At 66.4% G+C, this 22,026-nt stretch carries 25 protein-coding genes and 1 pseudogene; 10 read left to right on the forward strand and 16 right to left on the reverse strand.

The window, feature by feature from the left end:
• Positions 1-94: 94 nt before the first annotated feature.
• Genes ftsE through QFZ54_RS14055 form a run of 4 tightly spaced genes read left to right on the forward strand, consistent with a single transcriptional unit; the run spans position 95 to position 2,929 of the window.
• A complete protein-coding gene (gene ftsE, locus QFZ54_RS14040; RefSeq protein ID WP_307088051.1) occupies positions 95-823 on the forward strand; it encodes a cell division ATP-binding protein FtsE in 729 nt (242 codons plus the stop codon).
• On the forward strand, positions 820-1,719 hold the full coding sequence (locus QFZ54_RS14045; RefSeq protein WP_307088052.1) for a cell division protein FtsX: 900 nt from the start codon (positions 820-822) through the stop codon (positions 1,717-1,719). Before ftsE ends, QFZ54_RS14045 begins: the two co-directional genes overlap by 4 nt.
• Entirely contained in the window at positions 1,716-2,252 is a 537-nt protein-coding gene (locus QFZ54_RS14050; RefSeq protein ID WP_307088054.1) for a YdcF family protein, read from the forward strand. Before QFZ54_RS14045 ends, QFZ54_RS14050 begins: the two co-directional genes overlap by 4 nt.
• Positions 2,249-2,929, forward strand: coding sequence for a lysophospholipid acyltransferase family protein (locus tag QFZ54_RS14055; RefSeq protein ID WP_307088057.1), 681 nt, complete (start codon positions 2,249-2,251; stop codon positions 2,927-2,929). Before QFZ54_RS14050 ends, QFZ54_RS14055 begins: the two co-directional genes overlap by 4 nt.
• A gap of 143 nt (positions 2,930-3,072) precedes the next feature.
• Here the strand turns inward: QFZ54_RS14055 and QFZ54_RS14060 are convergent, their stop codons facing one another.
• On the reverse strand, positions 3,073-3,981 hold the full coding sequence (locus QFZ54_RS14060; RefSeq protein WP_307088060.1) for a prephenate/arogenate dehydrogenase family protein: 909 nt from the start codon (positions 3,979-3,981) through the stop codon (positions 3,073-3,075).
• The gene (gene hisC, locus QFZ54_RS14065) at positions 3,981-5,078 is read right to left on the reverse strand and encodes a histidinol-phosphate transaminase (RefSeq protein ID WP_373458598.1); all 1,098 of its coding nucleotides are present in this window, start codon (positions 5,076-5,078) and stop codon (positions 3,981-3,983) included. Before hisC ends, QFZ54_RS14060 begins: the two co-directional genes overlap by 1 nt.
• Before the next feature lie 431 nt (positions 5,079-5,509).
• Here hisC and metX point away from each other — a divergent pair, with 431 nt between their 5' ends.
• From metX to QFZ54_RS14085, 4 genes are all read left to right on the forward strand, one after another.
• Positions 5,510-6,664, forward strand: a complete 1,155-nt coding sequence (metX, locus tag QFZ54_RS14070) for a homoserine O-acetyltransferase MetX (protein WP_307088063.1) — start codon at positions 5,510-5,512, stop codon at positions 6,662-6,664.
• Positions 6,661-7,095, forward strand: a complete 435-nt coding sequence (locus QFZ54_RS14075; protein WP_307088064.1) for a GNAT family N-acetyltransferase — start codon at positions 6,661-6,663, stop codon at positions 7,093-7,095. Before metX ends, QFZ54_RS14075 begins: the two co-directional genes overlap by 4 nt.
• The gene (metW, locus tag QFZ54_RS14080) at positions 7,092-7,679 is read left to right on the forward strand and encodes a methionine biosynthesis protein MetW (RefSeq protein ID WP_307088065.1); all 588 of its coding nucleotides are present in this window, start codon (positions 7,092-7,094) and stop codon (positions 7,677-7,679) included. Before QFZ54_RS14075 ends, metW begins: the two co-directional genes overlap by 4 nt.
• A gap of 94 nt (positions 7,680-7,773) precedes the next feature.
• Positions 7,774-8,157 (forward strand): response regulator, encoded by a 384-nt coding sequence (locus tag QFZ54_RS14085; protein ID WP_307088067.1) that lies wholly within the window; start codon positions 7,774-7,776, stop codon positions 8,155-8,157.
• On the opposite strand, the gene QFZ54_RS14090 is transcribed toward QFZ54_RS14085, so the two are convergent.
• From QFZ54_RS14090 to QFZ54_RS14115, 6 genes and pseudogenes are all read right to left on the reverse strand, one after another.
• Complete coding sequence (locus QFZ54_RS14090; RefSeq protein ID WP_307088069.1) at positions 8,147-9,679, reverse strand: sensor histidine kinase; 1,533 nt, start codon at positions 9,677-9,679, stop codon at positions 8,147-8,149. The two genes, QFZ54_RS14085 and QFZ54_RS14090, sit on opposite strands and share 11 nt — an antisense overlap.
• A 5-nt stretch (positions 9,680-9,684) precedes the next feature.
• A complete protein-coding gene (gene ssb / locus QFZ54_RS14095; protein ID WP_307088071.1) occupies positions 9,685-10,284 on the reverse strand; it encodes a single-stranded DNA-binding protein in 600 nt (199 codons plus the stop codon).
• Positions 10,285-10,292: 8 nt separating this feature from the next.
• On the reverse strand, positions 10,293-12,155 hold the full coding sequence (feoB, locus tag QFZ54_RS14100) for a ferrous iron transport protein B (RefSeq protein WP_307088073.1): 1,863 nt from the start codon (positions 12,153-12,155) through the stop codon (positions 10,293-10,295).
• 9 nt (positions 12,156-12,164) lie between these two features.
• On the reverse strand, positions 12,165-12,440 hold the full coding sequence (locus QFZ54_RS14105) for a FeoA family protein (protein WP_060526089.1): 276 nt from the start codon (positions 12,438-12,440) through the stop codon (positions 12,165-12,167).
• A gap of 183 nt (positions 12,441-12,623) precedes the next feature.
• The gene (locus QFZ54_RS14110; RefSeq protein ID WP_307088077.1) at positions 12,624-13,277 is read right to left on the reverse strand and encodes a COQ9 family protein; all 654 of its coding nucleotides are present in this window, start codon (positions 13,275-13,277) and stop codon (positions 12,624-12,626) included.
• Positions 13,274-14,192 (reverse strand): annotated as a pseudogene (locus tag QFZ54_RS14115) (DMT family transporter). The gene QFZ54_RS14110 and the pseudogene QFZ54_RS14115 overlap by 4 nt, the downstream one beginning before the upstream one ends.
• Before the next feature lie 126 nt (positions 14,193-14,318).
• Between QFZ54_RS14115 and QFZ54_RS14120 the strand changes: the two are divergent.
• Together QFZ54_RS14120 and QFZ54_RS14125 are read left to right on the forward strand one after the other, a co-directional pair.
• A complete protein-coding gene (locus tag QFZ54_RS14120) occupies positions 14,319-15,407 on the forward strand; it encodes an alkene reductase (protein WP_307088079.1) in 1,089 nt (362 codons plus the stop codon).
• Positions 15,408-15,535: 128 nt separating this feature from the next.
• Complete coding sequence (locus QFZ54_RS14125; RefSeq protein ID WP_307088081.1) at positions 15,536-16,030, forward strand: hypothetical protein; 495 nt, start codon at positions 15,536-15,538, stop codon at positions 16,028-16,030.
• A gap of 119 nt (positions 16,031-16,149) precedes the next feature.
• On the opposite strand, the gene QFZ54_RS14130 is transcribed toward QFZ54_RS14125, so the two are convergent.
• The 8 genes from QFZ54_RS14130 to QFZ54_RS14165 form a co-directional block, all read right to left on the reverse strand.
• The gene (locus QFZ54_RS14130; protein WP_307088083.1) at positions 16,150-16,965 is read right to left on the reverse strand and encodes a DUF1206 domain-containing protein; all 816 of its coding nucleotides are present in this window, start codon (positions 16,963-16,965) and stop codon (positions 16,150-16,152) included.
• Between the two features lie 175 nt (positions 16,966-17,140).
• Positions 17,141-17,332 carry a DUF4169 family protein gene (locus QFZ54_RS14135; RefSeq protein WP_307088086.1) on the reverse strand — a complete coding sequence of 64 codons (192 nt, stop codon included), beginning with the start codon at positions 17,330-17,332 and terminating at the stop codon, positions 17,141-17,143.
• An 18-nt stretch (positions 17,333-17,350) separates the two neighbouring features.
• On the reverse strand, positions 17,351-17,773 hold the full coding sequence (gene ribH, locus QFZ54_RS14140; RefSeq protein ID WP_307088088.1) for a 6,7-dimethyl-8-ribityllumazine synthase: 423 nt from the start codon (positions 17,771-17,773) through the stop codon (positions 17,351-17,353).
• A complete protein-coding gene (gene ribB, locus QFZ54_RS14145) occupies positions 17,773-18,936 on the reverse strand; it encodes a 3,4-dihydroxy-2-butanone-4-phosphate synthase (RefSeq protein WP_307089476.1) in 1,164 nt (387 codons plus the stop codon). The genes ribH and ribB overlap by 1 nt, the downstream gene beginning before the upstream one ends.
• Positions 18,926-19,552: a riboflavin synthase gene (locus QFZ54_RS14150; RefSeq protein ID WP_307088090.1), complete on the reverse strand. Its 627-nt coding sequence runs from the start codon at positions 19,550-19,552 to the stop codon at positions 18,926-18,928. Before QFZ54_RS14150 ends, ribB begins: the two co-directional genes overlap by 11 nt.
• Positions 19,552-20,535, reverse strand: a complete 984-nt coding sequence (ribD, locus tag QFZ54_RS14155) for a bifunctional diaminohydroxyphosphoribosylaminopyrimidine deaminase/5-amino-6-(5-phosphoribosylamino)uracil reductase RibD (protein ID WP_373458599.1) — start codon at positions 20,533-20,535, stop codon at positions 19,552-19,554. The genes QFZ54_RS14150 and ribD overlap by 1 nt, the downstream gene beginning before the upstream one ends.
• Positions 20,532-20,879, reverse strand: coding sequence for a hypothetical protein (locus tag QFZ54_RS14160; RefSeq protein WP_307088093.1), 348 nt, complete (start codon positions 20,877-20,879; stop codon positions 20,532-20,534). The genes ribD and QFZ54_RS14160 overlap by 4 nt, the downstream gene beginning before the upstream one ends.
• A 55-nt stretch (positions 20,880-20,934) precedes the next feature.
• Positions 20,935-21,546, reverse strand: coding sequence for an energy transducer TonB (locus tag QFZ54_RS14165; RefSeq protein WP_307088095.1), 612 nt, complete (start codon positions 21,544-21,546; stop codon positions 20,935-20,937).
• Positions 21,547-22,026 lie beyond the last annotated feature (480 nt).

Raw genomic sequence — 22,026 nt, forward strand, 5'->3', positions numbered from 1 at the left:
TGGCAAGCTTGAAGCGGCCCGCGCTTTCATGCGAAAGCGCCGATACGGGCATTGGCACGGGCATCAAGCGGGCGAGAGCGGGCGCAACCACGTCATGGCGAATATCGTCCAATTCGAAAATGTCGGGCTTCGCTACGGCACCGAGTCAGACTCCGGGCCCGGTGCCGGACCGGAGACGCTGTCGGACGTCAGCTTCACCCTGCGGAGCGGTGCGTTCTATTTCCTGACCGGCGCGAGCGGTGCGGGGAAGACCTCGCTGCTCAAGCTTCTCTATCTCGCGCAACGGCCGACGCGCGGCGTGATCCGGCTGTTCGGCGAGGATACGGTGGTCCTCTCGCGCGACCGGTTGCCCGGCTTTCGTCGACGGATCGGCGTGGTGTTCCAGGATTTCCGGCTCGTGCCGCATCTGTCGACCTGGGACAATATCGCGCTGCCGTTGCGGGTCGCCGGCATGCCCGAGGCGGACATCGAGCAGCCGGTGCGCGAGATGCTTGCCTGGGTCGGGCTGACCGAGCGTGCGGATGCGCGGCCGGCAACGCTGTCGGGTGGCGAGCAACAGCGCGTCGCGATCGCCCGCGCCGTCATCGGCCGCCCCGAAATCCTGGTCGCGGACGAGCCGACCGGCAACGTCGATCCCGACATGGCCGAGCGGTTGCTTCATTTGTTCGAATCGCTCAATAAGTTGGGGACGACGGTCGTGGTCGCGACGCACGACCTTCACCTGCTCGGGCGGATACCCAGTGCGCAGATGATGCGGCTCGATCGCGGACGATTGCTCGATCCGACCGGCTCGCTCCGCTATCCACCGACGCGGCCCGAATGATAGGTCGCGCCTCCAAAGCGCGGTCTTCGGCCGAACGGCGCGTGCTCGACGAAGCGGGTGGATTGCGCGCAATGACGTGGGTGATGGCGATCATGCTGTTCCTGACGATGCTCGCTGCCGCCTTGGGACTGGCGACGGCGGGCGCGGCGCGATTGCTCGATCGGCAATTGGTGGGGCGGTTGACGGTGCAGATCGTCGATGGCGATCCGGTGCGCCGCGATGCGGTTGCAGCGCGCGTGCTTGCTGCATTGCGGACGATGCCTGCGGTGGCGACGGCGACGCCGGTCAATCGCGCCGAACTCACGCGACTGCTGCAGCCCTGGCTGGGGTCCGACGGCGCCGACCCGCAACTGCCTGTGCCGGCGATGATCGATGTCGACCTTGCCGACCACGATGAGGCGGCGGCGGCGCGTGTCGCGACCAGTGTCCGCCGTGTGAGCCCGATCGTCCGCGTCGATCGCCACGAAAGCTGGATGTCGCCGGTCAACGACGTGATGCGCTCGCTGACGTTCCTCGCGTTGGCGCTGGTCCTGCTGATGGCGAGCGCGACCGCCGCGGTCGTCGTGCTCGCCGCGCGCGCGGGGCTTGAGACGCACCGCGAGACGATCGCGGTGATGCACATGCTCGGCTCGACCGACCTCCAGATCTCGCGGCTGTTCCAGCGGCGGATCGCGCTCGATGCGACGATCGGTGGCGTCGGAGGCGGTGTCGCGGCGTTGCTGGTGATCGCGTTCATCGGTAACAGGTTGCACGGATTGGGTTCGGAACTGCTTGGCGGGGTGACGCTCGGTGGAATCGACTGGGTGGTGCTCGCGCTGCTCCCAATCGCGTTCGTCGTGCTCGCGACGCTCGCCGCTCGCATGACGATCGTCCGCGCGCTGAGGCATATCCTGTGATCGTGCGGTTCCTCGGCATCCTGGGTCTTGCCTGGGCATTCGGGTTCGCGGTTTTCATGCTGCTGCTGCCCAAGCCGCTCGACGGCTTCACCTCGGATGCGATCGTCGTGCCGACCGGTGGAGCAGGGCGGATCGACCGCGGCATCGCGCTGATCCGCGATCACCAGGCGAAACGGATGCTGGTGACGGGTGTCGCGCCGGGGGTGCGGCCGATCGATCTCGCGCTGGAGTATCGCACGTCGCCGGCGTTGTTCGCGTGCTGCATCGATCTGGGTGCGGACGCAGTCGATACGCGGTCCAATGCGGAAGAAACTGCGCAGTGGGTGCGCGTGCACAAATACCGGTCGGTGCGGCTGGTGACGTCGGATTGGCATGTCGCACGGGCCCGGATGGAGCTGTCGGCGGCGCTCGACAAGAATGTCGTGATCCTCGGCGACGGGGTGCCGGGTACGCCGCGGCTCGGAACCTTGGTCAACGAATACAACAAGTTGATCCTTCGCCGGATCGCATTGTGGATTGGATTTGGCGGATGATTTGGTTGCGCAACTGGGCGTTCATGCTCGTTTTCTACACGATCTCGGTGCCGATCGTGGTGACGGTGCCGATCTCGGCGCTGTTCGGCTCGCGCGCGGTGATCGTGCATTCGACGATCTGGACTCGCTTCCACCGCTGGTGCGCGCGGTGGATCCTAGGCGTGCATATTCGGATCGAAGGGACGCGGCCGACCGAGCCGGCATTCTATGCCTGCAAGCACCAGGCGATGTTCGAGACGCTCGAATTGCAGGGGTTGCTTGACGGTCCGGCCATCGTGTTGAAGCGCGAACTGGCGGATATCCCGGCCTGGGGTTGGGCGGCGCGGCGTTATGGCGCAATCGTCGTCGACCGCGAGGCGTCGGCGAAGGCGATGCGCAACATGATGCGCGAAGCAAGCGCCGCCAAGGCCACGGGCCGATCGATTCTAATCTTTCCCGAGGGGACGCGCGTTTTGCCCGGTGAGCATCCGCCATTGAAGCCGGGGTTTGCCGGGCTCTATCGCGCGCTGAAGATGCCGACGGTGCCGATCGCCTGCGACAGCGGACTGGTGTGGCCGAAGAAGGGGCCGAAGCTGCCGGGGGTGATTACGTTCCGGTTCGGCGAGGTGGTGCCGCCGGGCTTGCCGCGTGAAGAGGCGGAGCAGCGCGTCCATGCGGCGATGAACGCGCTGGATTAGCGGTTCACTACCCCGGCGGAGGCCGGGGCCCAATTGGGGGACGTCAATGATGTGCGTTGCGAACCGTTACTCCAGCCTACCCAATTGGGCCCCGGCCTTCGCCGGGGTGGTTGCGTTTGGGGAAGCGCAAGCGAAAGCCCCCCTCAGCCGTGCGTCCGCCCGAAATCCTGCACGTCGTCGTCCTGCCCCTGCTCGACGATACTCCGCCGGATCGCCCGCGTCCGCGTGAACAGGTCGAACAGCGCATCCCCGTCGCCCCAGCGGATCGCACGCTGGAGATGGCTCAGATCCTCCGAGAAGCGTTGCAACATCTCCAGCACCGCCTCGCGGTTGTTGAGGAAGATGTCGCGCCACATGGTCGGGTCCGACGCCGCGATCCGGGTGAAGTCGCGGAAGCCGCCGGCGGAATATTTGATGACCTCGGACTGGGTCACCTCCTCGAGATCGCCCGCGGTGCCAACGATCGTATAGGCGATCAGATGCGGCAGATGGCTGGTGACGGCGAGGACGCGGTCGTGATGCTCGGGTGCCATCGTCTCGACCTGCGCGCCGAGCCGCCGCCAGAACTCGGAGACACGCTCGACCGCGACCGGGTCGGCACCTTTGGGGGGCGTGACGATGCACCAGCGGTGGCGGAACAGCGTCGCGAAGCCGGCTTCGGGGCCGCTGCGTTCGGTGCCGGCGACCGGATGCGCGGGGATGACGATCGCGTTCGGCAGCGCCTCGGTGAGCGCGCGGACGATCTCGGCCTTGCAGCTGCCGACGTCGCTGACGACCGCGTCGGCGGGAAGTTCGGCCGCGAACTCGCGCGCGACGTCGCCCATGATGCCGACCGGCACGCACAGGATCACAAGGTCGGCGTCGATCACCGCCGCCCCCGCCGAACCCGCGACGTCGTCGCAGAACTGCAGCCGGCCCGCGGTCTCGCGCACGCTGGCGTCGGCGTCGTAGCCGGTAACTCGGACCGTCGGCATCGTTTCCCGCACCGCGCGCGCCACCGACGAGCCGATCAGTCCCAGCCCGATGATCGTGACGCGCGCGAACGGCAGCATCAGGCGCTTTCGACCAGGTTGCGCAGCGCCGCAGTGACGCCGCGCGTTTCCTCCTCGGTGCCGATCGTAATGCGCAGCGCGTTGGGCAGGCCCTGGCCGGGCAGCCAGCGGACGATATAGCCCGCCTCCATCAGCCCGTGATAGGCGGCGTCGGCGGTCAGGCTGCCCTCGAACAGCACCAGCACGAAGTTCGCCTTGGACGGTACGCAGCGCAGACCGGCATTGCCCATCTGCCCGATCTGCTCGACGAACCAGCCGCGCCACTGGTCGTTATGCGCGCGCGTTGCCTCGACGAAGGCGGTGTCGGCGATCGCCGCGACGGCCGCCGCCTGGCCTGCGGTGGTAACGTTGAACGGTGCGCGGATGCGGTGCATCGCGTCGATGATCGGCGCGCAGGCATAGCCCCAGCCGATCCGCTCGGCGGCAAGACCGTGGATCTTCGAGAAGGTCCGCGTGACGAGCACGTTCGCCTCGGTCATCGCCAGCGCGAGGCCGGCATCGTCCTCCTCGGGCGAGAGGTATTCGGCATAGGCCTGGTCGAGCACGAGCAGCACCGACTTCGGCAGCCCCGCATGCAGGCGTGCAATCTCTGCGCGCGGCGTGAACGTGCCGGTCGGGTTGTTCGGGTTGGCGACGAACACGACGCGGGTGCGCTCGGTGACCGCGGCTAGGATCGCGTCGACGTCGGTGGCGTAGTCGCGGTCGTCGACGATGACGGGTTCCGCTCCCACCCGACGCGTCGCGATCTCGTAGACCGCGAAGCCGTAGCGGACGTGGATGATCTCGTCGCCGGGGCCCGCATAGGCGCCCGCGACCAGATGCAGGATCTCGTCCGAGCCGGTGCCGTAGATCACGCGCGCCGGATCGAGGTCGTAATGCGCCGCCAATGCCTCGCGCAGCGCGGTCGCGCCGGCGTCGGGGTAGCGTTCCAGCGTCCGGTCGGCGGCATCGAACGCGGCCTTCGCGGCGGGGCTGGTGCCGAGCGGGTTTTCGTTCGACGACAGTTTGATCACCGTGCGGCCATCGTCGGTCGTCGAGCGGCCGGGCGTGTACGGCGCGATCCCCAGAATCCAGGGCTTCGGCGCGGGTGCGGGCATGATGTTTGTCATGGCCGCGGGACATAGCGGGCGCGGTGCCGCGGTGGCAAATATTTGTGCGAGGGTGGAGGTCGTCCGGAAGGATCAGTGGCCCACCTTCTCCCGTCATCCTGACGAAAGTCAGGACCCAGAGCCACGGAGGCTAGCGCGCGTTGCCCTGGGTCCTGACTTTCGTCAGGATGACGGATGACGGATGACGGATGACGGATGACGGATGACGGATGACGGATGACGGATGACGGATGACGGATGACGGATGACGGTGCGGTCCGAACGATCCTCCCCCGCCAGGGGGGGGTGGCGCGCAGCGACGGAGGGGAGGGTGACGCAACAGTGGTTTCCCTTTCTCCCCCCTCCGTCTGGCAAGCGCCAGCCACCCCCCCTGGCGGGGGAGGATAGAGGATGCGGCGCTGGCATGACGGCGGGCGCTTATGGTAGCGCGCAGCATGCTCGACCCTGCGACCATCGACCACGACACCGACCAGCGCTTCGGTCTCGCCCGTCGCGTCACGTTGCGGGGACCGCTCAGGCTCGATGGCGGCGTGCTGCTGTCGCCGGTCGACATCGCGTATGAGACCTACGGCACGCTCAACGCCGACGCCTCCAACGCGATCCTGATCTGCCACGCGCTCACCGGCGACCAGCACGTCGCCTCCAATCACCCCCGCACCGGCAAACCCGGCTGGTGGACCCGCATGGTCGGCGAAGGCAAGCCGATCGACCCCGCGCGGCACTTTGTCGTCTGCGCGAACGTGCTCGGCAGCTGCATGGGCTCGTCGGGACCCGCGACGATCAACCCGGCGACCGGGCGGCCGTGGGCGATGGGATTCCCGGTCATCACGATCCGCGACATGGTGCGTGCGCAGGCGATGCTGCTCGATCATCTCGGCGTCGACGTGCTCCATGCAGTGGTCGGCGGATCCATGGGGGGCATGCAGGCGCTCAGCTGGCCCGCGACCTTCCCCGACCGCGTGAAGGCGTGTGTCGTCATCGCCTCGACCGCGCGCCATACCGCGCAGAACATCGCGTTCCATGAGGTCGGGCGTCAGGCGGTGATGGCCGATCCGAACTGGCGAGGTGGCGAGTATCATGACGGTGCGGCGCCCACCGCGGGCCTCGCAGTGGCGCGGATGGCAGCGCATATTACCTATCTGTCGGAAGCCGGCCTGACCGAGAAATTCGGTCGTCGCCTCCAGGCGCGCGACGCGAAGTCGTTCGGGTTCGACGCCGATTTCCAGGTCGAGAGCTATCTGCGCCACCAGGGGCTGGCCTTCACCGACCGGTTCGATGCGAACTCGTATCTCTACATCACGCGGGCGATGGATTATTTCGATCTCGCCGAGGAGCATGGCGGGCTGCTCGCCAACGCGTTTCGCGCGACCAAATCGCGGTTCTGCCTCGTCAGCTTCGACACCGACTGGCTGTACCCGACTGCCGAATCCCGCGCGATCGTCCAGGCCTTGAACGCAGCCGGCGCACCGGTCAGCTTCGTCGAGCTGTCGAGCCCGTACGGCCACGACGCGTTCCTGCTGGAGGCGCCCGATCTCAACCGGGTCGTCGACGGCTTCCTGAGGGCAGGACGATGACGATCATCCTTTCGGACGACGCGAGCCGGTTGCAGGTCGACCGCATCCACGCCTGGCTGGCCGGCAGCTACTGGTCGCCGGGGATCGAACGCGACTTGGTCGAACGCGCGATCGCAGGCTCGCACTGCCTCGGTGCGTATCAAGACGACGCGCAGGTCGGGTTCGCGCGGATGATCACCGATCACGCCACGTTCGCGTGGCTCGCCGACGTCTGGGTCGAGGAGACCGCGCGCGGGCAGGGGCTCGGGCGCCGAATGGTGAGCTGGTTCCTCGAACATCCGTCGTTTGCCGGGTTGCGCAGGTTCGGCCTCGTCACCGCGGACGCGCACGGCGTCTATGCGGACCTCGGCTTCCATCCGCTGGTCCGCGCCGACCGCTATATGGAACGCCTCGCGCCGGGCTTGGCCGAGCAACTGCGGACCGCACCATGACCTTACGGACCGACCTCGCCGTCATCGCCGAAAACGTCGCACAGGGCAGTCGTGTGCTCGACATCGGCTGCGGCGACGGAGCGCTGATGGCTGCACTGCGCGACACCCGCAACGTGGACGCACGCGGGCTGGAGATCGACGCGCATAACGTGGCATCGGCGGTCGCGCGCGGCCTGTCGGTGATCCAGGGTGACGCGGACGTGGATCTCGCGGGCTATCCCGACGGCAGCTTCGACTACGCCATCCTAAGCCAGACCCTGCAGACCGCACGCGCACCCGACCTCGTGCTCGATCATCTCCTCAGGATCGGTCGACGCGCCTTCGTCAGCTTTCCCAATTTCGCGCATTGGCGCGTGCGGCTGTCGCTCCTCTGGGGTGGTCGCATGCCGGTGACGCGGCAATTGCCCGAGAGCTGGTACGACACGCCCAACATCCACCACGTCACGATCGACGATTTTCGCGCCTTCGTCAAAACGCGAGGGATCACGGTCGAGGGCGCCTGGTTTCTGTCAGGGGACAAGCAGACGGGCAAAGGCGCTGCCAACCTGTTGGCCGAACACGCGGTATTTCTGCTTCGGCCATGACCGCGCAGCGACAAATGTAACACTATGTCGCGCTATACTGATTGAGATCAGTAATAAAACGGAACCGATAGGCCGGCGGCTGGTTACTTCGCCGATGACCAAGACCGCCCTCATTGTTGAAGACGAAATCTTCGTCGCGCTCGATCTCGAGCGGATCCTGATGGATGCCGGCTACGGCGTTGCAGCGATCGCGGCGGATCGCGACAGCGCGATTGCGGCGGCACCGGGTTGCAACTTCGCGTTCGTCGACATCAATCTGCGCGACGGACCTACGGGACCGGAGATCGCCAGGCGGATGGCGAAGGATTACGGCGTCAAGGTCGTGTTCGTGACCGCGAATCCCGCGCAGATCGGCGATGCGGAGTGCCTCGGCTATATCCGCAAGCCGTTCAGCGATGCGGCGATCCTCGCAGCCGCGGCTTTGGCGTGCAACGACGAGCAAACCGCGCACGACGACGTCATCCGCATCAGCGGCTGAACGCAGCCTTTGGAATAGTCAGGTCTACGATCAGGCCATCATCGTTCCAGGTTCGGTTCACGCTACCACCCAACTGACGCACCGCACTCATCTCGATCAGCTGCGTGCCGAAACCGGCTGGTGTCGTCGGCTTGGTGACGGATGGGCCTCCCACTTCCCGCCAGTTCAATGTAACCGTATCGGTATTTGCCGAGACGGTGATCTCGACAGTGCCGAGTTCTGTCGCCAGCGCACCATATTTGGTCGCGTTGGTTGCGAGTTCGTGAAACATCAGCGCGAGCGGCGTCGCCGAGCGATCATCGATCGTCACATCGTCGCCTACGACGCTGACACGCGCGCCGTCGATCCGCTGATACGGCTCGAACAACTCGTGCAGCAAGCCGCGCAGACTGTTCTGCGCCATCGACGGTCGTGAATTGGCACTGTGCGGGCGGACGAAATCATGCGCGCGGCCCAGTGCGTTGATACGGTGGCGTAGGTCGGTCGCGATCCCGGCGAACTCAGGCTTGCCCCGCGCCGAGAACGCGATGAGCCCGGCAATCACCGAGAAGATGTTCTTGATGCGGTGGCTCAGCTCCTGGCTGATGACCTCGCGCTCTTCATATGCGAGCTTTTGTTCGTGGATGTCGGTGCACGTCCCGAACCAGCGCTGGATCGCGCCGCTTTCGTCGCGGACCGGCAGCGCACGGCCGAGCACCCAGCGATAGGTGCCGTCGAAATGCCGGAGCCGGTATTCGATATTGTACGGCTCGCCCGTGTCGAGCGAGTGACGCCACAACGCCCAGGCGCGATCTTGATCCTCCGGGTGGAACATGTCGTTCCAGCCCTCGCCATCGGTCGTGCCCACGGGCGTGCCGGTAAATTCGTACCAGCGTGCGTTGAAATAATCGTGGAAGCCGTCGGGCAACGTCGACCACACCATCTGCGGCATCGTGTCCGCGAGCGTACGGAAGCGGAGGTCGCTCGCCTCCAGCGTCCGCCGTGCCTCGGCCTCGGCCATCGCCTGCTCGCGTGCGGCGCGGCGATCGTCGAGCCGGCCCATGGCGGCCTTCGCGAGCAACGTCATGCCGTCACGCTGGAACCGGGTAAGCCCCTCGCGAGGATCGGGTGCCAGAACGCAAAGCGCGCCCAGCGGCACGCCTTCGCTGGAGACCAAGGGTGCACCCGCGTAGAACCGCACATAGGGCGGGCCGGTTACCAGCGCATTGTCGACGAAGCGCGGGTCCTCCAGCGCGTCGGGCACTTCCATCACCTCGTGATGGTGCATCGCGTGCGCGCAGAACGACATGCTGCGCGGCGTCTGCTCCAGATCGGTGCCGGTGCGCGACAGGAAACGCTGATACTCTTCCTCGACCAGGCTCAGCAGCGCGACCGGCGCGCCGCAAAGCTCCGCCGCGAACGACACGATGTCGTCCAGCTGACCTTTCGCGCGCGCGCCGGCGACATCGTAGGACGCGATGACGCGGGAGCGCTCGGCCTCGTCGAACACACCGGTCTTTGGAACGGAATACAGCGTCGTCATGGAGATCAGAACGGCACGTCGTCGTCGAGATCGTCCGAGAAGCCGCCGGTCTGGCCGAAGCTGCCGCCGCGTGCGCCGCCACCGCTACCGCCGCCCGAGGGTGCGCTGCCGCCACGGCTGCCACCGCCGCCGTAACCGCCGCCGCCACCCGACGAACCACCGCCGAAGTCGTTGCCGCCGCCGCCAGCCCAGTCGTCGCCTCCGCCACGGCTACCACCGCCGCCGCCTGCACCACCGCCTGCGCCGCCACCGTTGGGGCCGTCGAGCATCGTCAACACGCTGTTGAAGCCCTGCAACACGATCTCGGTCGAATACTTGTCCTGGCCCTGCGCGTCCTGCCACTTCCGGGTCTGGAGCGCGCCCTCGATATAGACCTTCGAGCCCTTGCGCAGATACTTCTCGGCGACGTTCGCCAGACCTTCGTTGAAGATCGCGACCGAATGCCATTCGGTCTTTTCCTTGCGCTCGCCCGAGTTCTTGTCCTTCCAGGACTCGGATGTCGCGATGCGCAGATTGACGACCTTGCCGCCATTCTGGAACGCCTTGCTCTCCGGATCGCGACCCAGATTGCCGACGATGATGACCTTGTTGACGCTGCCTGCCATGATGCCCCTCAGAGGCCGGCGAACACCGCCAGCCAATATGTGATTCCGGCCATGATGTAGGCGGCGGCGAACAAATAGCCAACCATGAACGCCGGCCATTTCCAGCCATTCGTCTCGCGACGGGTGACGGCGATCGTCGAAATGCACTGTGGCGCGAACACGAACCACATCAGGAAGGCGAGCGCGGTCGGCAGGCTCCAGCGGCCGCGCAGGTTCTCGACCATCGCCTTGCCGCCCTGGTTGCTGTCGGGGTCGTCGATTGCGTAGACCGTGCCGATCGCCGCCACCGCCACCTCACGCGCGGCCATCGCCGGGATCAGCGCGAGGACGATGTCGCGGTTGAAGCCAATCGGTGCGAACACCGGCGCGATGCCGTTGGCGATCCGCCCGGCGACCGAATAATCGACCGGCGAGACCTTGCTGCCCTCGGGCGGCTTGGGGAAGCTCAGCATCACCCACAGGATCACGGTCGAGATCAGGATGATGCCGCCGGCGCGCTTCAGGAAGATCTGCGCGCGGCTCCACAGGCCGATGCCGACGTCGCGCCACTGCGGCCACTGATATTTCGGCATCTCCATCATGAAGCCCGACGACACGCCCTTGGTCACCGTCCGCCGCAGCACCAGCGCGGCTACGAACGCGCCGACGATGCCCATCACGTACAGGCCGAGCATCACCAGCCCCTGCAATCCGACGAACGGCAGCACCTGCGTGTTGGGAATGAACGCGCCGATGATCAGCGTATAGACCGGCAGGCGTGCTGAACACGTCATCAGCGGCGCGATCAGGATCGTCGTCAGCCGGTCCTTCTCGTCGTCGATCGTCCGCGTCGCCATGATCCCCGGAATCGCGCAGGCGAAGCTCGACAGCAAAGGGATGAACGCGCGACCCGACAGCCCGACGCTCGCCATCACCCGGTCCATCAGGAACGCCGCGCGGACCATGTAGCCGCTCGCCTCGAGGACGAGGATGAAGAGGAACAGGATCAGGATCTGCGGCAGGAAGACGATCACCGCGCCGACGCCGGCGATCACGCCGTCGACCAGCAGAGAGCGAAGCAACGACTGGGGCAGCTCGGATGTGATGAACGCCTGCAACGCGGTGAAGCCACCGTCGATCGCGTCCATGAACGGCTGAGCCCAGCTGAACACAGCCTGGAACATCAGGAACATGATCGCCAGCAGCAGGATCGGCCCCGCGACAGGGTGCAGCGCGACCGCGTCGAGCATGTGCGTCCAGCGGCGGACGGTCGTCTCGGACACGGTCGCGGCGGTAGCGATCGTGCGCGCGCGACGCTGGAGCGTGACGATGTCGTCCTGTACGCTTCCGTCGGATTTGCGCAGCCGCATGGGTCCATTGATGACGATGCCGGACAGCGCGGCCTTGAGTTCGTCGAGACCGCGTTTGCGCACCGCAACGGTCGGGATCACCGGCACGCCGAGTTCGTGTTCGAGCACCTTGGGATCGAGCTTCAGCCCGTCGCGCTCGGCGAGGTCGACCATGTTGAGGGCGACCACGACCGGCAGGCCGAGCGCGATCAGCTGGAGCGTGAAGCGCAGATGGTTGTCGAGATTGGCGGCATCGACGACGACGACCAGCGCGTCGGGAAGGCGCTCGCCATCCTGCGTGCCGGTGACGACGTCGCGCGTGACCCGCTCGTCGGGGGAGGAGGGTTCGAGGCTGTATGCGCCGGGTAGGTCGACCAGCTCGACCGGCCGCCCGTCATCGAGCATCAGCCGCCCGACTTTCCGCTCGACCGTGACGCCGGGATAATTGCCGACCTTCTGGCGCGCACCCGTAAGCGCGTTGAACAGCGCGCTCTTGCCGGCATTGGGATTGCCGACCAGCGCAACCAGCGGTGCTGCGTTCATTCTAAAGGATTATTCGGCCGCGGCAGGCATGGGAGAAACGTGGATGGCGCCGGCAACCGCGCGGCGGAGCGCGACGGTCATGCGGCCGATCCGGCAGGCGATCGGGCCCTGGCCCAGAGTCGCGCGGTGCAGCACCTCGACATCCACGCCCTCATCGAAGCCCAGCTCGCGCAATCGCCGCGCTTCCGGGCCCGCGAGCCGCGCCCACTCGATTGCCGCAACAATAGCGTGCTGCTTGCGCGGCAGGGTTTCGAGGCTGACGGAACGATCGGGGCGAGTGTCCATGATGCGACTGATTATCAGTAACCCCCGGGTAAGGGAAGCCCAAAGCGAACCAACCGACCGCTAACGCCCCGTCATCCTGACGAAAGTCAGGATCCAGAGCCACATGCGGAGACGTTCATCGTTCTGGGTCCCGGGTCGAGCTCAGGATGACGGAGTTTGGGGAAGCGTCCCGCGCTTAAACCCTCAGGCCGTCGGATAACGCAACCGGCCGACGAATCGCGACAGGCTGAAACCGTGCTCAGTGCGCTTGAGAAAACCCGCCTTGGCTTTCTCGAACTGCATGATCCCGTCGATCCGGCGCCGCAGGAACGCGCGCGTGTCAGCAAGGCCTTCGCTCTCGTCGTCGAGAAACACCGTGATCGTCGACGCATACACGCCGAGCAGGATGGTCCGCTTGGTGTAGTAATTATAGTCGGTCGCGACGTCTCCGGCGGCGCGCCAGATCGTGTCGACCGTCCGCCAGCCGAGGCGCGTCGCCTTCGCCAAATTCTGCGGGAGAGCGAGGATCGCCACCGCGCGCCGCAGAGATTCGCGGTCGATCGACGTCGCATCGAGCCGCGCCTCGACCAACGCGGTGATCTTCTCGCGGACTTTGATCAGCGCGAGCCGCTCGGGCGGAACCGCGGCGAGCATCACGTCGTCGATATGCGCGAACCACGCGTCGATCATGTCGACCGGGCCGTCCTTGAACGCCAATGCGGCGATGTCGGTATCGATCCCCCCGGCCTGCGCAGCCATGTCGCGTGCGGCGTCGCTCCACCCGTCGAACGCCGCGTTGGCAGCAATGCCGGGGGCGAGCTTTGCGCGGATTTCGTCGAGCGTAAGGTCCTGGGTCATACCGTCTCCTGCCGTTCAAAATCAGACGTATCAAGCGTGTCTTCAAGAGGTAATTCGGGGGGAGGGCCCTGCCTTACCAGCACCAGCGCGATCGCGACCATCACGACGCCGACCAGATCGGCCGCGCCGAGCCGCTCGCCGTACACCAGCCAACCGACCATGCCCGCCACCACCGGCTGGATCAGCAATGCGATCCCGATCACCAGCGGTGTGAATCGGCCAAGCGCATAGATCATCAGCCCTTGGCCGAGCACCTGGCTGCACAAAGCGAGCCCGATCAGCGGCCCCCAGTGCGCCGGCAGCACTCGCTCTCCCATCGCCAGCGCGAACACGAGCAGCGGCACGATCCCCGCCAGCGTCGACAGGGTCAGCGCGGACAGCGGCGCGAGCGTCGCCCGCGCGCGCGCCATCAGGATGAAATAGACCGTGTAGAGCAGCCCCGCGAGGATGCAGAGCAGGTCGCCCGCGAGGTTTTTCGCATCAAGCTCATAGGAACGCCCGAGCAATAACGCCGCACCGGCCGCCGCCAGCACCAGCGCCCAGCCCTGCGTCCGCGTCGGCCATGCCTTCGCGATCAGGAATCCGTAGATTGGGAACATCAGCGTCGCCGCATTGCCGAACAGAGTCGCGTTGGCGAGCGTGGTCCGGTGTATCCCGAGATGCCACGCGCCGAGATCGGCGGCGAAACACACGCCGCCCGCGATCAAGCCCGATCCACACGCCACGGCTCAGCCGGGTCGGCCGGGCGCCCTGCTGCATCGCGAGTGCGATCAGGAACGGCACCGCGAGCGTCAGTCGCCAGAATCCTGCGGCGACCGGCCCAACCTCGGTCGCGCGCACGAACCACGGTCCGAACGCTAGTGCGACGTTCGCGACGACCAGGGCCGCGAATGCGATCATGCCCGGGGCCGCCATGCTGCCCACGCCGGGCGCAAGCTCGGGTACCGTATCGGGCACGCTAGATAATGTTTGCGGGTCGGGGCGATGCATGCCGCGCTGTAGCGCCCTATCTTCCGCCCGTCAGGCCAATAAGGAGCCCCCATGCCGAGCCTTTTCGATTCCATTACCCTTGGTGCCGTCGACGCGCCGAACCGCATCATCATGGCGCCGCTCACGCGGGGGCGTGCCGACAGGGATGCCGTTCCGACCGACATGATGGTCGACTATTATACGCAGCGGGCGAGCGCCGGCCTGATCATCTCGGAGGCCACCGGCATCAGCCGCGAAGGCCTGGGCTGGCCGTTCGCACCGGGTCTGTGGACCGATGCGCAGGTCGCCGCCTGGAAGCCCGTCACCGACTCGGTGCACGCCGCTGGTGGCCGGATCGTCGCGCAGCTCTGGCACATGGGGCGTCAGGTCCATTCGTCGGTGATCGGCGGCCAGCCGGTCTCGTCGTCGGCGACCGCGACCGAAGGCCAGGCGCACACGTTCGAGGGCAAGCAGGACTTCGAGGTCGCGCGTCCACTCGAACTGAACGAGATTCCGCGCCTGCTGAACGACTATGAACTGGCGACTAAGAATGCGCTGGCCGCCGGCTTCGACGGCGTGCAGATCCATGCCGCCAATGGCTATCTGATCGACCAGTTCCTGCGCGACAACGCCAACCTGCGCACCGACGAATATGGTGGCTCGATCGACAATCGCGTTCGCCTGCTGCGCGAAGTCGCCGAGCGGGTGATTTCGGTCGCCGGTGCCGATCGCGTCAGCGTCCGCCTGTCGCCCAATGGCGACTCGCAGGGTGTCGACGACAGCAACCCCGAGCCGCTGTTCACGGCCGCTGCCAAGGCGCTGTCCGATCTCGGCATCGCGTTCCTCGAACTGCGCGAGCCTGGCCCGGACGGCACGTTCGGCAAGACCGACGTACCGAAGCTCAGCCCGGCGATCCGCAAGGTCTTCAAGGGCGTGCTGGTCGTGAACTCGGATTACGACACGCTGGAGAAGGCGCAGGCCGAACTCGACAAGGGCGATGCCGACGCGATCAGCTTCGGCCGTCCGTTCATCGCGAACCCGGACCTGCCGGAGCGTCTGCGCGATGGCGCACCGCTGGCGAAGGACGATGCGAAGACGTGGTACAGCCAAGGCCCCGAGGGTTACATCGACTACCCCGCGCTCGAGACTGCGAACGCCTGACGCGTGGCGATGCTCGATCCTCCCCCTTTGGGGGGGATCGTGAAGGTCAGCCTCTAGTCACCGGTGCCGCCATCGCCTAGCAGCGCGCCTCCGCGTCGAACGGCGCACCGGTGACGACAGGATATGCAATGACCGACGGCTGGCCAAGCGGGGGCAGGGGAACGGGGCCGCTCACGCCAGGCACCGCCGATCGTGCCGCAAAGCGTGCTGAGGAGCGGGCCAACGGCCGCGAGCAACGCGCCAAGGAGCGGCTCGCCGCGTCCGAACAGCGATCCGAGTCGCGTGCTGCCCAGCGCGATCTCCAGTCCCAGGAACGCGAACGCGCCCGCGAAAGCCGTCGTATCGAAGAAGACGGGCGGATCAAGGCACGGCTCGACGCGCCGCCGACCAACGACGTCGAAGCACTCAAGATTTCCAAACGCCGCCGCTCCGGCGCGTTGGCGCGGAGTGGCGAGGAAACCAAGAAAGAGCGCGATACCCGCGGTTACACGACCATCGTCGATCCGAAGCGGATCCGGACGCTGGCGGATCGCGGTGCGTCGCTAGCGGCGCTGGCGGGCGCATTCGGCATCAGCGTCGAGGAGGTCGAGGCGGCGTTACTGGAAACGGCCAGCGAAATCTGACGCAGCGTCGTAGTGGAGGAATATCCGGTAATCGACATTCGGATGGTCGGGGCGTCGAAGCTTCGTGTGCATGCCGCCGTCCGCTAGCATCGCCGTCTCGGCGACACACTGTCGGAGGCCTAATTGGTCCCCGGCAGGTCGACGTGGATCCGCCGGAAGCGTGCCTCGACCAGACTGTACGCGCCGAACAACGCCAGACCGATCCCAGTAAGCACGAGCAGCCACTTGCCGCCCGGTTGCGATTGCAGCTGCTCCAGAGCCTCCGCCACGCCGCCCGCGTCGCTCGCATGCGCGGTCCACGCGGCGAGTGCGAACAGCCCGGCGACGATCAGGAACACGAGTGCGCGCGCGCCATAGCCGATCCGGCCCATCGTGCAGACATAGCCGGGGGCGGGGGCGTCGCCGCGAAGGTCATGTATGAAATCGCCGCGCCATGCCTTTTGCGCCTGCTGGAAGGCCGCAACCAACACGCCGACCGCGACCGCGCCGACCAGAACGCGCCCGGCCGGCTGGTCGAGCAGCAATGCGGTCCAGTCGCGCGCGCTCTCGTCGCCGGGTGAGACGGCTGCGTCGCGAGACCCCGTCTTCATGGCAAGCTTGGCAGCGGTCCAGGCCAGGATCAGATGCGCGATCCCGCTGACGACGTGCCCGATCCGCTTGAGGGTGCCCTTTACGTCGCTGCCGATCTGCTCTGGGTTGGCGGCCGCCTCGGTCAACCGCCAGACCGCGTAGCCGAGCAGACCGGCCGCCACGATCGCGAGCAGGGCCGGACCGAACGCCTGGTCCGCCATCGACCCGATCGCGCCTTGGTTGTCGGCGATCTTGCCACCGCGTAATGCCGCGTCGACGGCAAACCACCCGACCAGGATATAGACCACGCCTCGCGCAGCGAAGCCGAGTTTGGCGAGCAACGTCGCATTCGCATCCGAAATCATGATGGGCCCCTTGTTACGGGGGCATAACGGCGCTGCGGTCTGGACGTTCCTGCGGGGATGGGTGTTGCCGATGCCCAAGGTCTCGTCATCCCGGGCTCGACCCAGGATCCAGCGTCACGGAAGCCGCCCGCTTTCGGCTCTCGATCCTGGCGTTCGCTAGGATGACGAGGGCGCGTTATTCCGTTTTTCCATTCGGCGGCTGCTTATCGAGATGCGCGCCATCGAGCGTCTTTTCGACCCGATCCCGCGCACGCGTTTCGGCTGCTTTCTCCGCCGCGGTCCGGCCGAACAGCCGGCGGTTCTCGTTCGCGCGCTGCTCGGCCGTCACTCTCGCCCGCTGCTTCCGCGCGAGCCGCAGGTTGATCACCTCACCCACGCGCGCAGCTCACGCGAGGAAGCGGTCCTTCAGCGCCAGCATCGCCAGCGCGGCGTTGGCCGCACCACCGCCCTTGTCGCCCTCGGTCGGCCGTGCGCGCGTAAGCGCCTGCGCTTCGTTTTCCGTGGTCAGGATGCCGTTGCCGATCGGCAGGCCGTCCATCGTCAGCTGCATGATCCCGCGTGCGCTCTCGCCCGCGACGATCTCGAAATGATAGGTCTCGCCGCGGATCACGACGCCGAGCGCGACATAGGCGTCGAACGTCTCGCTCTCCGCCGCCAGCGCGATCGCGCCCGGAACTTCGAGTGCGCCAGGCACGGTGATCGTCTCGTGCGTGTGGCCGGCGGCTTCGATCGCCGCCTTTGCGCCCTCGACCAGCAGGTCGTTGAGGTGATCGTAGAACCGGGCTTCGACGATGAGGAGATGGGCCATCAGTTCGGGCTCTTTTCTGTGTTCAGGGACGCGATCGGGCGCTCGCCGACGATCGACAGGCCGTAGCCGTCGAGGCCGACCAGCGTGTGATGCGTGTTGGTGATCAGCACCATGTCGTGGACGCCGAGTTCGGTCAGGATCATCGCGCCGACGCCGTAGTCGCGCAGTTCCTCCATGTCCGGCGTGATCTCCGCACCCGCCTTCTTCATCACGGCGGACGTGAAGGTGTTGCTGCGCGGGCGGTTGATGACTACGATGACGCCCGCGCCCTCGTCCGCGATCATCTGCATCGAGCGCGCGAGGATCCGGCCGCGATCGCCCGATTCGCCGAAGATATCCGCGAACGGCGACAGCGCGTGCATGCGGACGAGCGTCGGCTTGGCCGGGTCGATCTTGCCCTTTACCAGCGCGACCTGCTCGGTGCCGGTCGCCTTGTTCCAGAACGTCAGCGCGGTCCAGTCGCCACCCCATTCGGAGGTGAACCTGGCCTCGGCACGCTTCTCGACGAGGTGGTCGTAGCGGCGGCGATACGCGATCAGGTCGCGGATCGTGCCGATCTTGACGTTGTGGAACTGCGCGAAGGTGACGAGGTCATCCATCCGCGCCATCGTGCCATCCTCGTTCATGATCTCGCAGATCACGCCCGACGGATTGAGCCCGGCGAGCCGTGCGACGTCGACCGCAGCCTCGGTATGGCCGGCGCGGATCAGCACGCCGCCGTCGCGCGCCACCAGCGGGAAGACGTGGCCGGGCGTGACGATGTCCGCCTTCTGCTTGGTCGCATCGATCGCCACCGCGATGGTGCGCGCGCGGTCCGCGGCCGAGATGCCGGTCGTGACGCCTTCCAGCGCCTCGATCGAGACGGTGAACGCGGTCTCGTGCCGCGTGCCGTTGTTGCGGCTCATCAGTTCGAGGCCGAGTTCCTCGGTGCGGTCCCTGGTCAGCGCGAGACAGATCAGGCCACGGCCGTATTTGGCCATGAAGTTGATCTTCTCCGGCGTCGCCATCTGCGCGGGGATGACGAGGTCGCCCTCGTTCTCGCGATCCTCGTCGTCGACCAGGATGAACATCCGACCGTTGCGCGCCTCGTCGATGATCTCTTCGGGACTCGACAGATAGCCGTGCTTCAGACGGGCCAATTCGGACGAACGCTCAGCGGGCAGAGGCACGGTAATGCTCCATTCTTTGGAGGTAGCGGGCGAGGACGTCGATCTCGATATTGACCGACTGACCCATCTGGATGGTTCCGAGGGTGGTGACGGACCAGGTATGCGGGATGATGTTGAGGCCGAATTCGACCTCCCTTGGTCCATCAGGGCAATCGATGTCCTGGACGCTGTTCACGGTAAGCGAGACGCCGTCGACCGTCACCGAACCCTTGGGCGCGATGAACGGCGCGACGTCGGCGCCGGCGCGGATCGTGACGCGGTGCGAGCCGCCTTCCTCGTTCAGCGCTACGACGGTGCCGAGGCCGTCGACATGGCCAGTGACGATATGGCCACCGAGCTCGTCGCCGAGCTTCATCGCGCGTTCGAGATTGAACTTGCGTCCTTCGGTCCACTGATCCTTCGCCGTGCGGCTGATCGTCTCGCCGGAGACATCGACCGCGAACCACCCAGGTCCCTTGTCGACCACGGTCAGGCAGACGCCCGAGCACGAAATCGACGCGCCGAGATCGACGGTCGCGGTATCATAGGCGGTGCTGACGACGACGCGGGTATCGCTGGGCGATTCCACGGTCGTGACGGTGCCGATGTCGGTGACGATTCCGGTGAACATTATGCCTCGTTTCGTTCGCGCTCGTAGACCTCGAGCCGGTCGCTGCCAAGTTGCCGCGCATCGACGATCGCCCAGCGGCCATGCGCTTCGGTCAGGTCGGTGAGGCCGATGTCGCGGAGCGAATGCTTGCCGCCGCCGATGAGGATCGGCGCGCGGTAAAGGAGAAGGCGGTCGACCAGATCGGCCGCGAGGAACGCCGACGCTACGGCCGCGCCGCCCTCGATGAGGATATGATCGACGTTGGGGAGGGGCGCGATGTCTTGCGGGGCGGCGATGACGGTCCAGCCGGGCACGTCCCGGACAGTCGAGGACAGAAGCACGCGCATCGGTCTGCGTTCTTCCAGCCCCGGCAACCGCACGTCGAGTCGCGGTGCATCGGCGTCATACGTGCCGCGACCGACGAGGATCGCTTCGTGCCGACTCCGCTCGAGATGAGCGTGAGCGCGCGCCTGCGGACCGGTGATCCAGCGACTCGATCCATCAGGCATCGCGATGCAACCGTCGAGCGACGTCGCGAGCTTCAGCGTTACATGGGGACGGCCCAGCGCTTGCCGGGTGAGAAAGCCGGCCATCGAACGTTTGGCTTCGTCCGCACGCACACCGCGCGTCACGGCGATGCCAGCCGTCTCGATCCTGGCAAACCCTCGGCCGGCCGTTCGTATATCCGGATCTTCGAGGGCAACGACCACGCGTGAGACACCAGCCTCGATCAGCAGGTCGCTACATGCTGGCCCGCGTGGCGACTGGTGCGCGCATGGCTCAAGCGTAGCATAGGCCGTGGCCCCCCGCGCTTTCGCACCGGCCTCCGCCAAGGCCATCGCCTCGGCATGTGGTCGCCCGCCCGCTTGCGTCCAGCCACGCCCGACGACGCGGCCGTCGCGCACGATCACGCAGCCGACATTGGGATTGGGCGCAGTCCGTCCTCGGCTACGCTCGGCCAGCGCCAACGCAGTGCCCATCCACCGAGCATCCGCCTGGGTCAGATTCCCATGGCCTTGAGCTTGTCGTCCAACCGCTTGAACGACGCACGTGTCTCGTCCTCGCGGGCCTTCTGCTCGGCGAGCGCCTTGGCCTTGATCGGCGCGTCGATCTTCTGCTGGGCGACGATCTCCGCGTCGGTCCGATCCGCAGGCCATTGCTCGACGTAGATGATCTTCGGCCGATACTCCTGCTCGACGTACGAATCCTTCATGAACGCGTAGATCAGGAAGCTGGTGACGCCGAGCGCAGCCACGAGAAAGATGAGCTCGTACGGCCGACGCTGGCTGAAGAAGAGCCGCAGGTCGCGATAGGCGACGATCGGGGAGAAACGACTGAAAAAGCCCATGATCGCCAAGATAGGGGGGCGAAGCCGGCTAGGCCAGCCCCGCGCCCCTCAAGCTTTAGTTCTGGAGCACAAACGTCAGCGACATCGATCGCCACGCTTCGACCGGAACGCCGTCGCGCGTCGCGGGCTTGAACCGCCACTTCGCCAGCGCACGGTCCAGCGTCGCGCGATAGAACGCATCGGTGGTCGCGCTGACCCGCTCGACCTGCTTCACGCGACCGTCGGTACCGACCAGCAGGCGCACGACGACCTTGCCCTCGCGTTCGGCGCGACGTTCCTCGGACGGATAGCTCGGCTGGAAGTCGGCGGCATAGCGCGGGTCGATGCCGGGCTGGACGAACACGGGTGCGGGCTTTGGCGGAGCGACCGCCACGGTTCCCGTTCCGGTGCCTTCGACTTCGATCGACGGCATGTAGGGGAGTGGATCGGGGGCGACCGCGAAGCCATCGGTCTGCGGGATCTGCACGACCGTGATCGGTGCATCGGGGCGCGGGGCTGGGCGCGGTTGCTGGCGGATCAGCGGGTCGGCGGGCGGAGTGGGTTCAGGCGGCGGTGGTGGAGTGTACGGCACATAGGTGACGAGGGGCTTGTCGGGCACGAACGGCAGCACATTAGGCGCTGCAAAGAACAACGCTCCAATCACCGCGCAGTTTATGGCCAGCGCCACGCCAAGGCTCCCGGGATTGAATCCGCCCGTCCGGTTCAGTCGATCCGCGTACATTACCGTCTCCTTCGCATCTCCTCGAGGATGGCGGCGAGATAGGTACCGCCGATTGGGATGGTACATCATTACATTTCGGGGGCAAGGGGGTTGGCGGGTGGGAGTGTTCGCCTTCTCAGTACCTTTCCCGGTCGAGGACGCTCGCCGTCAAGGAGTGGTTTAAGTCGCCCCGCTACCTGTTTGGCCGCCACCTCGATCGCACCAGGTCTCCACCCCGGCGGAGGCCGGGGCCCAATTGGAAAGGTTGAAATAACTGGGCGTAACGCCCGTCATCACTGTCCCCCCAATTGGGCCCCGGCCTTCGCCGGGGAGGTGTTTGGGATGGGGGCGGTGTTCAGATCGACCGCCCACCCCTCTTTGTTCTCCCGCGAAGGCGGGAGCCCAGGCTGGACTCCCGCCTTCGCGGGAGAACATGCTTCTTGCGGG

The organism is Sphingomonas faeni, from assembly GCF_030817315.1.
Lineage (GTDB): Bacteria > Pseudomonadota > Alphaproteobacteria > Sphingomonadales > Sphingomonadaceae > Sphingomonas > Sphingomonas faeni_C.

What these genes read in the sequence shown, in the direction of transcription:
- QFZ54_RS14090 (WP_307088069.1), bottom strand. Translation starts at nt 9,679, where the DNA reads ATGACGACGCTGTATTCCGTTCCAAAGACCGGTGTGTTCGACGAGGCC.
- QFZ54_RS14060 (WP_307088060.1), bottom strand. Translation starts at nt 3,981, where the DNA reads ATGCTGCCGTTCGCGCGCGTCACGATCATCGGGCTGGGACTGATCGGC.
- feoB (WP_307088073.1), bottom strand. Translation starts at nt 12,155, where the DNA reads ATGAACGCAGCACCGCTGGTTGCGCTGGTCGGCAATCCCAATGCCGGC.
- metX (WP_307088063.1), top strand. Translation starts at nt 5,510, where the DNA reads ATGGTAGCGCGCAGCATGCTCGACCCTGCGACCATCGACCACGACACC.
- ribH (WP_307088088.1), bottom strand. Translation starts at nt 17,773, where the DNA reads ATGGCCCATCTCCTCATCGTCGAAGCCCGGTTCTACGATCACCTCAAC.
- QFZ54_RS14055 (WP_307088057.1), top strand. Translation starts at nt 2,249, where the DNA reads ATGATTTGGTTGCGCAACTGGGCGTTCATGCTCGTTTTCTACACGATC.
- QFZ54_RS14125 (WP_307088081.1), top strand. Translation starts at nt 15,536, where the DNA reads ATGACCGACGGCTGGCCAAGCGGGGGCAGGGGAACGGGGCCGCTCACG.
- metW (WP_307088065.1), top strand. Translation starts at nt 7,092, where the DNA reads ATGACCTTACGGACCGACCTCGCCGTCATCGCCGAAAACGTCGCACAG.
- QFZ54_RS14110 (WP_307088077.1), bottom strand. Translation starts at nt 13,277, where the DNA reads ATGACCCAGGACCTTACGCTCGACGAAATCCGCGCAAAGCTCGCCCCC.
- QFZ54_RS14120 (WP_307088079.1), top strand. Translation starts at nt 14,319, where the DNA reads ATGCCGAGCCTTTTCGATTCCATTACCCTTGGTGCCGTCGACGCGCCG.
- ftsE (WP_307088051.1), top strand. Translation starts at nt 95, where the DNA reads ATGGCGAATATCGTCCAATTCGAAAATGTCGGGCTTCGCTACGGCACC.
- ssb (WP_307088071.1), bottom strand. Translation starts at nt 10,284, where the DNA reads ATGGCAGGCAGCGTCAACAAGGTCATCATCGTCGGCAATCTGGGTCGC.
- QFZ54_RS14085 (WP_307088067.1), top strand. Translation starts at nt 7,774, where the DNA reads ATGACCAAGACCGCCCTCATTGTTGAAGACGAAATCTTCGTCGCGCTC.
- QFZ54_RS14150 (WP_307088090.1), bottom strand. Translation starts at nt 19,552, where the DNA reads ATGTTCACCGGAATCGTCACCGACATCGGCACCGTCACGACCGTGGAA.
- hisC (WP_373458598.1), bottom strand. Translation starts at nt 5,078, where the DNA reads ATGCCCGCACCCGCGCCGAAGCCCTGGATTCTGGGGATCGCGCCGTAC.
- QFZ54_RS14105 (WP_060526089.1), bottom strand. Translation starts at nt 12,440, where the DNA reads ATGGACACTCGCCCCGATCGTTCCGTCAGCCTCGAAACCCTGCCGCGC.
- QFZ54_RS14160 (WP_307088093.1), bottom strand. Translation starts at nt 20,879, where the DNA reads ATGGGCTTTTTCAGTCGTTTCTCCCCGATCGTCGCCTATCGCGACCTG.
- QFZ54_RS14045 (WP_307088052.1), top strand. Translation starts at nt 820, where the DNA reads ATGATAGGTCGCGCCTCCAAAGCGCGGTCTTCGGCCGAACGGCGCGTG.
- QFZ54_RS14130 (WP_307088083.1), bottom strand. Translation starts at nt 16,965, where the DNA reads ATGATTTCGGATGCGAATGCGACGTTGCTCGCCAAACTCGGCTTCGCT.
- QFZ54_RS14075 (WP_307088064.1), top strand. Translation starts at nt 6,661, where the DNA reads ATGACGATCATCCTTTCGGACGACGCGAGCCGGTTGCAGGTCGACCGC.